This is a genomic window from Marinobacter shunpengi, assembly GCF_045449695.1.
In the GTDB taxonomy this organism is placed as follows: Bacteria; Pseudomonadota; Gammaproteobacteria; order Pseudomonadales; family Oleiphilaceae; genus Marinobacter.
Genome location: NZ_JBJJKZ010000015.1, coordinates 323,151 through 337,413, shown reverse-complemented (window position 1 = coordinate 337,413; position 14,263 = coordinate 323,151). Strand labels below are relative to the sequence as shown.

Annotated in this window: 14 protein-coding genes; 8 read left to right on the top strand and 6 right to left on the bottom strand. The window is 62.2% G+C overall.

The genetic code is table 11. From position 1 onward, the window contains the following. The first annotated feature begins 163 nt into the window (after positions 1–163). From metG to nth, 8 genes are read left to right on the top strand one after another with little or no spacing between them, the layout of a single operon-like run. On the top strand, positions 164–2,203 hold the full coding sequence (gene metG / locus ACJO2E_RS13810) for a methionine--tRNA ligase (RefSeq protein ID WP_406964576.1): 2,040 nt from the start codon (positions 164–166) through the stop codon (positions 2,201–2,203). 19 nt (positions 2,204–2,222) lie between these two features. After that, on the top strand, positions 2,223–2,804 hold the full coding sequence (rsxA, locus tag ACJO2E_RS13805; RefSeq protein ID WP_406964574.1) for an electron transport complex subunit RsxA: 582 nt from the start codon (positions 2,223–2,225) through the stop codon (positions 2,802–2,804). Positions 2,805–2,817: 13 nt separating this feature from the next. Further along, positions 2,818–3,396 (top strand): electron transport complex subunit RsxB, encoded by a 579-nt coding sequence (gene rsxB, locus ACJO2E_RS13800; protein ID WP_406964573.1) that lies wholly within the window; start codon positions 2,818–2,820, stop codon positions 3,394–3,396. Next, positions 3,396–5,210 (top strand): electron transport complex subunit RsxC, encoded by a 1,815-nt coding sequence (rsxC, locus tag ACJO2E_RS13795; protein ID WP_406964571.1) that lies wholly within the window; start codon positions 3,396–3,398, stop codon positions 5,208–5,210. Before rsxB ends, rsxC begins: the two co-directional genes overlap by 1 nt. Next, positions 5,207–6,253: an electron transport complex subunit RsxD gene (rsxD, locus tag ACJO2E_RS13790; RefSeq protein ID WP_406964569.1), complete on the top strand. Its 1,047-nt coding sequence runs from the start codon at positions 5,207–5,209 to the stop codon at positions 6,251–6,253. Before rsxC ends, rsxD begins: the two co-directional genes overlap by 4 nt. Before the next feature lie 4 nt (positions 6,254–6,257). Next, entirely contained in the window at positions 6,258–6,932 is a 675-nt protein-coding gene (gene rsxG, locus ACJO2E_RS13785; RefSeq protein WP_406964567.1) for an electron transport complex subunit RsxG, read from the top strand. A gap of 1 nt (position 6,933) precedes the next feature. Beyond that, positions 6,934–7,650, top strand: coding sequence for an electron transport complex subunit E (locus tag ACJO2E_RS13780; RefSeq protein WP_406964566.1), 717 nt, complete (start codon positions 6,934–6,936; stop codon positions 7,648–7,650). Positions 7,651–7,674: 24 nt separating this feature from the next. Then, positions 7,675–8,316, top strand: a complete 642-nt coding sequence (gene nth, locus ACJO2E_RS13775) for an endonuclease III (RefSeq protein ID WP_406964565.1) — start codon at positions 7,675–7,677, stop codon at positions 8,314–8,316. A gap of 345 nt (positions 8,317–8,661) precedes the next feature. Here nth and ACJO2E_RS13770 read toward each other — a convergent pair whose 3' ends face one another. From ACJO2E_RS13770 to surE, 6 genes are all read right to left on the bottom strand, one after another. Further along, positions 8,662–9,234 carry a chalcone isomerase family protein gene (locus tag ACJO2E_RS13770; RefSeq protein WP_406964564.1) on the bottom strand — a complete coding sequence of 191 codons (573 nt, stop codon included), beginning with the start codon at positions 9,232–9,234 and terminating at the stop codon, positions 8,662–8,664. A gap of 243 nt (positions 9,235–9,477) precedes the next feature. Next, positions 9,478–10,485 carry an RNA polymerase sigma factor RpoS gene (gene rpoS / locus ACJO2E_RS13765; RefSeq protein WP_406964562.1) on the bottom strand — a complete coding sequence of 336 codons (1,008 nt, stop codon included), beginning with the start codon at positions 10,483–10,485 and terminating at the stop codon, positions 9,478–9,480. A 304-nt stretch (positions 10,486–10,789) separates the two neighbouring features. Then, positions 10,790–11,560, bottom strand: a complete 771-nt coding sequence (locus tag ACJO2E_RS13760; protein ID WP_406964560.1) for a peptidoglycan DD-metalloendopeptidase family protein — start codon at positions 11,558–11,560, stop codon at positions 10,790–10,792. Positions 11,561–11,893: 333 nt separating this feature from the next. After that, complete coding sequence (locus tag ACJO2E_RS13755) at positions 11,894–12,832, bottom strand: DUF368 domain-containing protein (protein WP_406964785.1); 939 nt, start codon at positions 12,830–12,832, stop codon at positions 11,894–11,896. Positions 12,833–12,837: 5 nt separating this feature from the next. Beyond that, positions 12,838–13,494 carry a protein-L-isoaspartate(D-aspartate) O-methyltransferase gene (locus tag ACJO2E_RS13750; protein WP_406964784.1) on the bottom strand — a complete coding sequence of 219 codons (657 nt, stop codon included), beginning with the start codon at positions 13,492–13,494 and terminating at the stop codon, positions 12,838–12,840. After that, positions 13,491–14,240 carry a 5'/3'-nucleotidase SurE gene (gene surE, locus ACJO2E_RS13745; protein ID WP_406964559.1) on the bottom strand — a complete coding sequence of 250 codons (750 nt, stop codon included), beginning with the start codon at positions 14,238–14,240 and terminating at the stop codon, positions 13,491–13,493. Before surE ends, ACJO2E_RS13750 begins: the two co-directional genes overlap by 4 nt. Positions 14,241–14,263: the final 23 nt, after the last annotated feature.

The following is a 14,263-nucleotide window of genomic DNA, read 5'->3' as shown; positions in this document are numbered from 1 at the left end:
CAGGGTTCCGGGCACAACGGGGAAAACCGTGCCCGGGAAGATGAAAAGTGATGGCATGGAAGGTATCATTTGTGCCCGTTTCTGACCATACGGAGCTTTCCGGAGACGCCCCAGGGGCTTCCGGCGGCTTTCTCACAAAGATCACCAAGGTTCGGACATCACCATGACGCAAGCGAGTGCCAAACAGCGCGATATCCTGGTTACCAGTGCCCTGCCCTATGCCAACGGGCCGATCCACCTGGGTCACCTGCTGGAATACATTCAGACCGATATCTGGGTGCGCTACCAGAAGATGCGTGGCCACAACTGCTACTACGTTTGCGCCGACGATGCCCACGGCACCGCCATCATGCTGCGGGCCGAGCGTGAGGGCATCAGCCCCGAACAGCTGATCGACCGTATCCGGGAGGAGCATCAGGAGGATTTTTCGGGTTTCAACATCCGCTTCGACAACTATTACTCCACCCATTCGGACGAGAACCGTCAGTTTTCCGAGTACATCTACCACAAACTCAAGGAAAACGACCATATCGCCACCCGCCAGATCACCCAGTTCTTCGATCCGGAGAAGGAAATGTTCCTGGCGGACCGGTTCATCAAGGGCACCTGCCCCAAGTGCAAGACCGATGACCAGTATGGCGATAACTGCGAAGCCTGTGGCGCCACCTACACGCCGGCGGAACTGATAAACCCGCGCTCTGCCGTCTCCGGCGCCACCCCGGTGGAGAAGCAGTCCGAGCACTATTTCTTCAAGCTGCCGGACTTCGAGGATTTCCTGCGCAAGTGGACCCGCAGCGGCACCCTGCAGGAACAGGTGGCCAACAAGCTGGCCGAATGGCTGGACGCCGGCCTGCAGGAATGGGACATCAGCCGTGACAAGCCTTACTTCGGCTTCGAGATCCCGGATGCCCCGGGCAAGTTCTTCTATGTCTGGCTGGACGCCCCCATCGGCTACCTGGCCAGTTTCAAGAACCTGTGCAACCGTGAAGATATCGATTTCGAACACTTCTGGAAGGCGGACTCCGAAGCCGAGGTCTACCACTTCATCGGCAAGGACATCATCAACTTCCACGCCCTGTTCTGGCCCGCCATGCTTCACGACGCCGGTCTGCGCACGCCCACCGCGGTCTGGGCCCACGGCTTCGTGACCGTTAACGGCAAGAAGATGTCCAAATCCCGGGGCACCTTCATCATGGCCCGCACCTACCTGGACCACCTGAATCCGGAGTACCTGCGCTACTATTTCGCCGCCAAGCTGACCTCCGGCGTCGACGATATGGACCTGAACCTGGAGGACTTCGCGGCGCGGGTGAACTCGGACCTGGTGGGCAAGGTGGTGAATATCGCCAGCCGCAGTGCCGGCTTCATCACCAAGCGCTTTGATGGCCGCCTGGGCAGGATCACCGAGGGCGCGAAACTGGACACCTTCATCCAGGCTGGCGAGGAAATCGCCGATTTCTACGAGGCCCGGGAATTCGGCCGCGCCATGCGTCGTATCATGGAACTGGCGGACATTGCCAACCAGTACGTCAACGACGAGCAGCCCTGGGTGATTGCCAAGCAGGAGGGGCAGGACGACAATCTGCAGGCCATCTGCACCAACGCCATCAACATGTTCCGCCTGCTGATGACCTATCTGGCACCGGTCCTGCCGAAGACCGCCGATGGCGCCGAGAGCTTCCTCAACGCCCGGCTGGACTGGAACAACCGGGGCGACCTGCTGGAAGATCACCCCATCGACAAGTTCAAGCCGCTGATGAATCGGGTGGATATGGCGCAGATCGAGAAAATGATCGAGGCTTCCAAAGAGGAACTGGCCGCCGCCACCGGTCAGCCCGACAAACAGGCCACCGACAGCAACCTGGAGCCGGTGGCGGACGAGATCGAGTTCCCGGATTTCGCCAAGGTGGACCTGAGGGTGGCGAAAATCGTCAAGGCCGAGCATGTGGAAGGCGCCGACAAGCTGCTGCGCCTGACCCTGGATATCGGCCATGGCGAGCGTAACGTGTTCGCCGGCATCAAATCCGCCTACCAGCCGGAGGAACTGGAAGGCCGGATGACGGTCATGGTAGCCAACCTCAAGCCCCGCAAGATGAAGTTCGGCCTGTCGGAAGGCATGGTCCTGGCGGCGGGGCCGGGAGGCAAGGACATTTTCATTCTGTCACCCGATTCCGGCGCTACCCCCGGCATGCGGGTCATGTAACCATCGGAGCACCGGGCGGATGAGCGAATACCTGCTGATCCTGGTCAGCACCATACTGGTGAACAACTTCGTGCTGGTACAGTTCCTGGGGCTGTGCCCCTTCATGGGGGTGTCCGGGAAGCTGGAGACCGCCATGGGCATGTCCCTGGCCACCACCTTCGTGCTGACCCTGGCCTCGGTGTGCAGCTACCTGGCCTACACCTACCTGCTGGCCCCGCTGGACCTGATGTTCCTGCGCACCATCACCTTTATCCTGGTGATCGCAGTAGTGGTGCAGTTCACCGAGATGGTGGTGCGCAAGACCAGCCCCCTGCTGTACCGGGTGCTGGGTATCTTCCTGCCGCTGATCACCACCAACTGCGCGGTGCTGGGCGTGGCGCTGCTCAACATCAACCGGCAGAACAACTTTGTCGAGTCCGTGCTCTACGGTTTTGGCGCCGCCGCCGGATTCTCCCTGGTCCTGGTGCTGTTCGCCGCCATGCGAGAGCGGATCGCCGTGGCCGATGTGCCGGTGGCCTTTCGGGGCGCCGCCATCGGCATGGTCACCGCCGGGCTCATGTCCCTGGCTTTCCTGGGCTTTACCGGCCTGGTGAGCGTCTGACGGAGTCAATGTCATGTGGACCGGTATCCTGATAGCCGTTGCGGTATTGCTGGCCCTGGCCGTGGTCTTCGGCGCTTTGCTGGGCTACGCCGCCGAACGCTTCCGGGTGGAGGGCAACCCCATCGTCGAGCAGATCGACGCCCTGCTGCCCCAGACCCAGTGCGGCCAGTGTGGTTTCCCGGGCTGCCGACCCTACGCCGAATCCATTGCCGACGGTGACGACATCAACAAGTGCCCCCCCGGCGGCGAAGCCACCATCAAGGCCCTGGCGGACCTGCTGGACGTGGAACCCCAGCCACTGGATGCGGAGCATGGCGTGGAGCAGGAAAAGCGGGTGGCGGTCATCCGCGAGGACGAATGCATCGGCTGCACCAAGTGTATCCAGGCCTGTCCGGTGGACGCCATCCTGGGGGCCGCCAAACACATGCACACGGTGATCGAGAGTGAATGCACCGGCTGCGACCTGTGCGTGGAACCCTGCCCCGTGGACTGTATCGACATGGTCACCGTGGACGAGGACATCCGGACCTGGACCTGGCAACCACCCAAACCGGCAATCATCGCCACTGATCGCCAGGGAGTGAGCGCCTGATGACGCAGTTGTGGAGTTTCCCCGGGGGCATTCACCCGGCGGAGAACAAGCACCAATCCACCGCCAGCCCCATCCGGCCCGCAGGCCTGCCATCACGGCTCGTGCTGCCCCTGCAGCAGCATATCGGCGAACCGGCGGAGCCGGTGGTGCAACCGGGTGACCAGGTCCTCAAGGGGCAGAAGATTGCCGACGTCACCGCCGGTATTGGTGTGCCTGTACACGCCCCCACCTCGGGCGTCATTGCCGCTATCGAGCGGCTACCGGTGCCCCACCCCTCCGGTATGGCGGACTGGTGCATCGTGCTGGAGCCGGACGGCCACGACACCTGGTGCGAACTCACCCCCATCGACGACTACCACCAGATGGACCGGGAAGCGGTGCTGGAGCGAATCCGGGATTCCGGTATCAGCGGCATGGGAGGCGCCGGCTTCCCCACCAACATCAAGCTGCGCCCGCCCCGGGATCGCAAGGTGGGCACCCTGATCCTCAACGGTGCGGAATGCGAGCCCTATATCACCGCCGACGACATGGCCATGCGGGAACGGGCCCACGAGATCCAGCAGGGCCTGAAGGTGATGGCCTGGATATTGCGCCCGGAACGCGTGGTCATCGCCATCGAGGACAACAAGCCCGAAGCCATTAACGCCGTGCGCAAGGCCGCCGAAGGCACCCAGACCGAGGTGGTGGTGATTCCCACCAAGTACCCCTCCGGTGGCGAGAAGCAGCTTATCCAGATCCTCACCGGCATGGAGGTGCCCAGTGGCGGCATTCCCGCGGATATCGGCGTCATGTGCCAGAACGTGGGCACCGCCATTGCCGTGTACCGGGCGGTATTCCGGGGCGAACCGCTGATATCCCGCATTACCACCATCACCGGTGACGGCGTCTCGGACCCGGGTAATGTAGACGCCCTGATCGGTACCCCGATCCAGCACCTGCTGGACGGGGCGGGCCTTGACCCGGGGCGGATCAACCGGCTGATCCTCGGCGGCCCCATGATGGGTTATACCCTGGAGGACACCACCGTCCCCGTGGTCAAGACCACCAACTGCGTGATCGCCGCCACTGAGGCCGAGTTGCCCGCACCGCCGCCGGAACAGCCCTGTATCCGTTGCGGCATGTGCGCCGAGGTGTGCCCCATGGACCTGCTGCCCCAGCAACTGTTCTGGCACGCCAAGGCCCAGGATTTCGACCGCGCCGAGCACCTGAACCTGTTCGACTGCATTGAGTGCGGCGCCTGCTCCTACGTCTGCCCCAGTTCCATTCCCCTGGTGCAGTACTACCGCTACGCCAAGGGCGAGATTCGCACCCAGCAGGCGGAACAGATCAAGGCCGACCGCGCCCGGGAACGGTTCGAGGCCCGCCAGGCGCGACTGGAACGGGAGCAGGAAGAAAAGGAACAGCGCCGCAGGGAACGGGCCCGTGCCGCCGCCGAAGCCCAGGAGAAGAAAAAAGCCGAGGCCGAGCAGGCCGTAGCCGAGGGCGACGCCACCGACGAACGCTCCGCCAGGGCCGCCATGGTCCAGCAGGCCCTGGCACGCAAGAAGGCCGCGCCGGCCGCTGCTGCCACGGTATCCGGTACGCCCGAACCCACCGCCGAAAAACCGGATATCGGCGCCCTGGAAAAGCAGCTTGAGCAGGCCCGTGGCAAGCTGGAAACCATGGAGGGCATGCTGGAAGAAGCCAAGGCCGGTGGCGCCGACAACGTGGAAAAACTGGAACGGGCGGTGGCCAAGAACGTGGACCGGGTGCAGCGGGCCAAAGACGCCCTGGCCGACGCCCGCCGGCAACTGGAAACGGAGACCGGCGAATGAGCCTGGTGCAGCAGTCCTCCCCCCATGCCCGCCGGGCACGGCCCACCTCCCAGGTGATGCTGATCGTTATCCTGGCAACATTGCCGGGATTGCTGGCCCAGACCCTGTTCTTCGGCTGGGGCAACCTGATCAACGTGGTCTGGTGCGTGCTGCTGGCCCTGGGGGCGGAAGCCGCCATGCTGATGCTGCGGGGCAAGCCGGTGAGCTTCTTCCTGCGAGACAATACCGCCGCCGTCACCGGCCTGCTGCTGGGCCTCTCCCTGCCCCAGTTTGCCCCCTGGTGGGTATCGGCGGTGGCTGTTGTCTCCGCCATTGTGCTGGCCAAGCAGCTCTACGGTGGCCTGGGCACCAACCCTTTCAACCCCGCCATGGTGGGTTACGCTCTGGTGCTGGTGTCCTTCCCGGTGGCCATGACCACCAACTGGGCCGAGGCAGGCATGCTGACCAACGCCCCCGGGTTCGGCGAGACCCTGAACATTATCTTCACCGGGCAACAGACCACGGTGGACGCCTACACCATGGCCACGCCCCTGGATGAGTACAAGCACAAGATTGCCACCCATACCGCCGTGGAGGTGTTGCAACACCCCACCTTTGGTGCCGGCGTGGCCCGGGGCTGGGAGTGGGTCAATGGCGCCTTCCTGCTGGGAGGCCTGGCCCTGGTGGCGCTGCGCATTATCACCTGGCATATCCCGGTCAGCCTGCTGGCCGTCCTGGCGCTGATGAGCCTGGCCTTTGGCGCCAACGAGGACCAGTATGCCCCACTGTCCATGCACCTGCTGGCGGGAGGCACCATGCTGGGCGCGTTCTTTATCGCCACCGACCCGGTCTCCGCCGCCACCAGCCACCAGGGCAAGCTCATCTATGGCGCCTGTATCGGGATGCTGATCTACATCATCCGCGCCTGGGGGAACTACCCGGATGCCGTGGCTTTCAGCGTGCTGCTGATGAACTTCGCGGTGCCCTTCATCGACCACTACACGCCACCGCGCACCTACGGCCATCACAAGCCGCGCCGGGGCATTCCGGGCAAGACGGGGTAACGGTATGGCAGCTCTCGCGCAATCCATCCGTCGCAGCGCTATCGGTCTGGGCCTGTTCGCCATCATCACCGGTGGGACCATTGCCCTCACCCAGCAGCTCACCAGGGATCGGATACAGGAGCAGGTGGCGAGGGGGGAAGCCGCCGCCCTCTACGAGATCATTCCGGAGTCGGAGCATGACAACGACCTGCTGCAGGACACTGTCACCCTGCCGCCGGGAGACCGTCTGGCCATTGACGGAGCCCTCAACGGCTGGGTGGCCAGACGGGACGGCGAACCGGTGGGGCTGATCCTGCCGGCGGTGGCCCCGGATGGCTATTCCGGCGATATCCACCTGCTGGTAGGCATCAACCTTAAGGGTGAGGTGCTTGGGGTGCGGGTCACCAGTCACCGGGAAACGCCGGGCCTGGGGGACCGTGTGGAACTCAGGAAATCCAACTGGGTGCTGTCCTTCGAGGGACGCTCCCTGGACAATCCGGAACCCCGGAACTGGAACGTCAAGAAGAACGGTGGCGTGTTCGATCAGTTTACCGGCGCCACTATCACGCCGAGGGCGGTGGTCAAGGCGGTCCAGCACACACTGATGTACTTCCGGGAGCACCGGGATGCCATCCTTGTCGCCATGGGCGCCGACACCCCCGCCGATGGCCAGCCACAACCGGACAGGGAGGACGGCTGACATGAGCAACAAGACCAGCGCCGAGATCATCCGCGACGGCCTCTGGACCAACAATCCGGCCCTGGTGCAGGTGCTGGGGCTGTGCCCCCTGCTGGCCGTCACCAGCACGGTGGTGAACGCCATCGGCCTGGGCATCGCCACCCTGCTGGTGCTGATGGGCTCCAACCTGGCGGTATCGCTGATCCGCAATTTCATCAGCGACTCGGTCCGCCTGCCGGCCTTCGTGATGATTATTGCATCCTTCGTGACCTGCGCGGAGCTGCTGATGCAGGCCTATACCTACGAGCTCTACCAGATCCTCGGTATCTTTATTCCGCTGATTGTCACCAACTGCGCGATCCTGGGCCGGGCCGATGCCTTTGCCTCCAAGGTCTCCCCGGCGCCCGCCCTGCTCGACGGCGCCATGATGGGGCTGGGCTTCCTGGCGGTGCTGATCGTCCTGGGGGGGCTGCGGGAGTTGATTGGCCAGGGCACCCTGTTTACCGATATGCACCTGCTGCTGGGGCCAATAGCCGCAGACTGGACCGTCCATGTATTCCGGGATTACCCGGACATGCTGTTCATGGTCCTGCCCCCCGGGGCGTTCGTCGGCCTGGGCCTGCTGATTGCCCTCAAGAACGGCATCGACACGAAACTGGAGCAGCGGCGCAAGGCCCGCGCCACCGATACCGTGGCCGCCGGCAGCAAACGGGTCCGGGTAACCGGCCATATTTCCTGACCACCGACGTACCGATCAGGCCCTATGAACAAACAGAAACGCATCGAGATTTTCACCCGGCTGCGGGACGCCAACCCCAGCCCCACCACGGAGCTGAACTACAGCACGCCGTTTGAACTGCTGATTGCGGTGATCCTCTCCGCCCAGGCCACGGATGTGGGTGTGAACAAGGCGACGGCCAAACTCTATCCGGTGGCCAACACCCCCGAAGCCATCCTGGCCCTGGGCGTGGACGGGCTGAAGGAGTACATCAAGACCATTGGCCTGTTCAACAGCAAGGCGGAGAACGTCATCAAAACCTGCCGTGCACTGATCGAAAAGCACAACAGCGAAGTCCCCAGCACCCGCGAGGAACTGGAAGCCCTGCCGGGAGTCGGTCGGAAGACCGCCAATGTGGTGCTCAATACCGCCTTCGGCCAGCCGGCCATGGCCGTGGATACCCATATCTTCCGGGTTTCCAATCGCACCGGTATCGCCCCCGGCAAGAACGTGCTGGAGGTGGAAAAACGGCTGATGCGCCTGGTGCCGAAGGAATTCCTGCTGGATGCCCACCACTGGCTGATCCTCCACGGCCGCTACACCTGCACCGCCCGCAAGCCCAGGTGCGGCGCCTGCATTATCGAGGATCTTTGTGAGTTCCGGTACAAGCGGGATTATATGGAGTAGCCATCCGATCTGGCGTGTAGTGGGTCTGTCGGGAGTGCCACCCCGTCAAGGACATGAGCCCTATGCCTCCGAAACCTGTGCAACCCTCTACAATCAACATGGAGACTTGCTTATTGCCCGGGGTCGAGGGGTGGGGGTGCTTTTCTGCAGGGAAACGTTGTCTGAGCGAAGCGAGTTTGACGTTTTCCGGAAGAAAAGTACCCCCACCCCTCGGCCTCCCCCCAAGCCTCAGGCTCCGGGCCACGCACCCAAACAATCAGGCACGTCAGACGCAGGCAACTCACAACCTCAGGGAAACGCTCCGGACCTGTATGGCTCGGGCGGCCAAAGCCGCCCTGGGATATGTCACTCGCCCAGCATATCGTCCTTCAGACTGCCCTGGGCCGGCTCGTTACCCAGCCAGATGCCGAACAGGGCTTCCTTAAAGGCACGATCACCGATGGTCTTGCCCACCTGGCCATTCTTGATCACACGAACGCCGTCACCCGGTACATACACAAGCTCGAAGGTGTCCCCCTCACTGATCTCGTCGGCGAAGACTGTCAGTAGTTCGTCCACCTCCTGCTCGATCGGCACCATATTGCCCCCGGTGGAGTTTTCGAACCCTTCCAGGGTGGCCTCGGTCATGTTATCGCTGTTGATGCGGCCGGAGACCACATGCAGGACCATGGCCTGGGTTTCATCCGCCTTGAGAATGGCGGCGTCATCGGAGGTTTTCGACGGAAGGTACAGGGCCGCGACATACAGGTCGATAAAGAACTTGGAGCGGACACCAACGCCATTCAGCACAAGACTGGTACCGTCCACGGTCTTTGACTCCGCAACGTTGACACCTTCCACTTCCACGGCGGCGGCACCGGATGCCGCCAGGGCGCTCAGACACAATCCGCAGAGAACCGCCATCAAGCGTGAAACCATAGTTAACTCCTGTTATTCGTTATTGGAAGGCTGACGGCCCGGGCGCCCCCACGGCGAAAAACCATGCCGTAAAAGACTCCCGGCCTCGAAAGCCGGGGGTATCCCACCTGTCGGGATAGCCGGTGTATGGTAACCGAGAATTCAAACGTTCGGAGCCTGTCGGGCGTAATGCACATCACAAAATATCACCACAAAAAAACCGGCCATGACCATGGCCGGTTTTTTCGCTCACAGGTATGGGAATTACTTGAACAGCAGGGTGCTGGACAAGCCCTCCTTCTCGAGAATTTCCCGCAACCGACGCAGGGCCTCCACCTGGATCTGCCGAACACGTTCGCGGGTCAGGCCAATCTCCCGGCCAACTTCCTCCAGCGTGCTGGTGGGATAACCCCGCAGGCCAAAGCGGCGTGACAGCACTTCCTGCTGCTTGTCGCTGAGCTGGTCAATCCAGTTTTCAAGACAGGTGCACAGGTTATTGTCCTGCAGCATGTCCGCCGGGTCATGAGCCCCCTCATCAGCGACCGTATCCAGCAGCGACTTCTCTCCGCCGGTGCCAATGGGGGTGTCCATGGAAGCCACACGCTCATTAAGCCCCAGCATGCGCTCCACATCGCTCACCGGCTTGTCCACCATGTTGGCGATCTCTTCCGCGGAGGGCTCGTGGTCCAGCTTCTGGGTGAGTTCCCGGGCAGCGCGGAGGTAGAGGTTCAGTTCCTTCACTACATGGATCGGCAGACGAATAGTGCGGGTCTGGTTCATGATCGCCCGCTCGATGGTCTGGCGAATCCACCAGGTGGCGTAGGTGGAGAAACGGAAGCCGCGCTCCGGATCAAACTTTTCGACGGCGCGAATCAGCCCCAGGTTGCCTTCCTCAATCAGGTCCAGCAGGGTCAGGCCGCGGTTCACGTACCGGCGGGCAATCTTCACCACGAGGCGAAGGTTGCTCTCGATCATCCGCTTTCGCCCCGCTTCTTCGCCCTTGCGGGCCAGACGCGCGAAATAGACTTCCTCTTCCGGCGTCAGCAATGGTGAGAAACCGATTTCATTGAGATAGAGCTGGGTAGCATCCAACTGCTTCTGGGAGCCGAAGTATCGGCCGTGGGGAGTAAAATCCGGCTCATCCGCAGGGGCGGATGCAGTATCCGTACTGGAGGTAACTTCCGCGACGACCTCCTGGGCCTCCGCTTCGTCTTCGGTGTCTTCTACATCAGCAACACGATCGATGATCATCTCTTCATGTTCTGCAGACATAACTCTAGCCCCGCCTTTCAAATGATCCTGTCGGCAAGTGCCCTACTCCGGAATTGATGCATCCCCGGGTCCTGCCGGATGACTGCCCGCTGTTTTTTCTTGTTGCGAGCCCCGTTTTTGTTGATTCCGCTTATTCTTGGTTCAGGACATTTCTGGTATGAAACGAGTGACAGTTTCCTGTTCTTATTGGTTTTATGCGTCCATCAACGGACAGACTAGATAGCGTGTATGACGTTTTGATGCCTCCCTGCCTTCTCTTGGTCATTCTTCACGGATCCGGGGTTATTGACAACCGGAATCCGCCCTAGCGCGTCGGAAGATAAGGTAACGGGTCCACCGGGTTACCGTTTCGCCGTATCTCGAAGTGGAGTTTGTTGCCATCCGTGCCGCTACTTCCCAGTTCGGCGATGGTCTGGCCCTGCTTCACACTTTCCCCTTCCGCTACCAGTATGCGCCTGTTGTGGGCATATGCACTCAGGTAGTGCTCATTGTGGTTGATGATAATCAGGTTCCCGTACCCGAGCAGGCCGTTACCGGCGTAAACCACACTTCCGTCGGCGGCTGCCCTGACCGGGTCTCCGGAATTGCCGGCAATATCAATGCCTTTGTTGACTTTTCCGGATGTTGAAAATTTTGCAATTACAGTGCCAACGTGCGGCCAGCGCCAGTTTATGTCGGAGACCGTCTGGCTCTGTTCCGACAGGTTCTCGTTGCGGTCGGGCTTGCGGGTAACCGTTGGAGCCGGCTCGGGTTTTGGCGCCGGGCTCGGGGAGGAAGCGGGGGTTCGAGTGGACCCTGTGGGACGGGAAGCGGTCCTGGGCGCGTCGGCGGGAGCCCTTCCGCGGAGGTCCAGACGGATGACCTGACCGGGGTGGATGGTATAGGGCGGCTCCATGCCATTGGCATTGCCCAGTTCCCGGTAATCGCGGCCATACCGCCAGGCAATGCTGTATAGGGTCTCACCTTTTTCAACCACATGACGCCCCCAGTAAACGGGGGGATTGTAGTCCCTGTCACCATAGATGGCGGAGGTATTACACCCCACCAGGGCCGTCGATGACAGGATCGCAAGCATCAGCAGAAGGAGGCCATGTCTCCATCCGGAGCGGGAACGCGGCCCCATACCCGGGCCCGGCTGACGCTGACTGCGACTATAATTCACGGATATATTGATGTCGTTTTTATCTCGAAATTATCTTTTCAGCTTAGCACGTTTTGGCGAATGATCCCCTAAACCACTAATTTCTTGCATCTTTTGTAAACATGTCGGGGTTACCGGGAACCACCAAGTGTTACCTGAGGAAACAAGTGACCCGCCGAAAAGGTAACACCCTTCGCACCCATACCGTGACCCATGGCACAGTCCTGGAAATCTGATGCCGCCAAATGCGGCAGTTCATCACGGGACTTAGGCCGGAGACGGCGCCTGCGATCTCCGACCAGCGACCCATTCGCCAAACAACACCAGGGCCAGGCCCATCAGGAGGGCCACTACCGCTACCGTAATCTGTGCCGGCTCGCCTGTCACCTCAGCATAACGCATCGGCGAGACGCTCACCTGCTCCAGGGGTACCTGATTTCCACTACTGTCAGCACGCCAGCTCACCACTTCCTGCCAGGGCCATACCCGGTTCAGGGCACCCACCATGAAACCGGTCAGTATCGCCAGCACCAGGTCGTGGGCCTTGCGCAGGGCCAGGCCCAGCAATCGCGCAAAGCTCAGCAGTCCCAGGACACAGCCGGCCATGAACAGGCCGACCAGCGCCAGGTCCAGCTCCCGGACCGCCGTCAGCACCGGGCCGTACATGCCCAGGATCAGAAGGATAAAACTGCCCGACAGTCCCGGCAGGATCATGGCGCAGATGGCCAGGGCGCCGGACAGGAAGAAGGCGGTCGCCCCCGGATTGACCTGGCCAGCGGAGAGGGTCGTCACCCACCATGCAAACGCGGCCCCCACCGCAATGGGAAGTACCTGCCACCACCGGCGCTCATTCATCTGCCCGAGAACATGCCAGACCGAGGCCACAATCAGCCCGAAGAAAAAGCTCCAGAGGGCAATGGGATAGGTTTCCAGTCCCCAAGTGATCAGGTTGGCCAGCGTGGCGATACTGGTGAGGATGCCGGCCAGCAGCGAGACCAGGAAACCACCATCGATTTCATGCCAGAAACGGCGCCAGTGCCCCCGGACCAGGGAGTGCAGGAAGGCCGATGGCACGGCGCCAATGGCCCCCAGCAGTCGGAAGTAGATGCCGGTGATAAAGGCTACGGTGCCGCCGGACACTCCCGGAACCACGTCCGCCGCCCCCATGGCAATACCCCTGATAAAGATCCCCGCGGTCTGCCGGATGCCACTCAACGAACCACCCCGCCCAGCAGCGGCACGAACCGCACCGGTTCCATTTCCTCGGTATGGAAGCTGTCACCGTCCCGGGTCACCTTCACCAGCACCTGCTGTTCCTCTCCTACCGGTGCCACCATGACACCGCCATCCGCAAGCTGATCCAGCAACTCCTCCGGCAGCACCCGGGGAGCCGCGGTCACCATAATGCCGTCGTAGGGTCCCCGGTCGGGCCAGCCCATGGGGCCATCCGCCAGCCGTAGCATCACATTGCGGTGTCTGAGCAGATGCATCCTCTCCCGGGCCCGGTCCTGCAGTGCCTTGATCCGCTCCACGCTATACACCTCGTCACACAGCCTGGCCAGGATGGCGGTCTGGTAGCCGGAGCCGGTGCCCAGCTCCAGCACCTTCTTCGGGCTCGCGCTCATCAGCACCTCGGTCATACGGGCAACAATGTAGGGCTGGGACAGGGTCTGGTTATTGCCGATGGGGAGTGCCGTGTCCTCGTAGGCCCGGTGTGACAATGCCTCGTCCACAAAGATATGCCGGGGCACCTCTTCCATCGCCCCCAGGACCCGTTCATCGCCGATGCCGGCTTCCCGCAGCCGCTGGATCAACCGCAGCCGGGTGCGGCGGGAGGTCATTCCGATTCCGTCAATAGCCACCATCAGTGTCCGGCCTCCACCCAGTGCCTCAGGGATGACAACGCATCATGCCTGGTCATGTCGATATGGACCGGAGTGATGGACACATAGTTCTCACGTATGGCGTGGAAATCGGTGCCGGGCCCGGCATCGGCCCCCTCGCCGGCGGCGCCGATCCAGTAACGTGCCTTGCCCCTGGGGCAGGTCATGGGGACGGCCCCTTCGGCCCGGCCACGGCGCCCCAACCGGGTCACCCGGAAACCGGCAATAGCGTCCCAGGGGACATCCGGTACGTTCACATTGAGGATGCAGCGGCTGCCCAGATCCGGCCAGTCCTCACGCTCCAGCAGTGTGCGCACCACCCGGGCAGCGGTCTCGTAGTGGAAGTGGCCCTCATTCACCAGGGACACGGCAATGGCCGGCAGGCCCAGGTGACGGCCCTCGGTGGCGGCCGCCACGGTGCCGGAATAGATGATGTCGTCGCCCAGGTTGGCATGGGTATTAATGCCGGAAACCACCCGGTCAAACGGTCTGTCGAACAGGCCATTCACCGCCAGGTGCACACAGTCGGTGGGGGTACCGTCCACCGAGCGGAAGCCGCCGGGATGCTGTTCCACGGTCAATGGACGGTTGAGGGTCAGCGAATTGCTGGCCCCGCTGTGATCACGGTCAGGCGCCACGACCTCCAGTTCCGCCAGCCCTTCCAGGCCGGCATGGAGGGCCACCAGCCCCGGGGAGTGCACCCCATCATCGTTCGACAGCAAGATACGCACGATTTCCAGTTTCTCCGAAAATG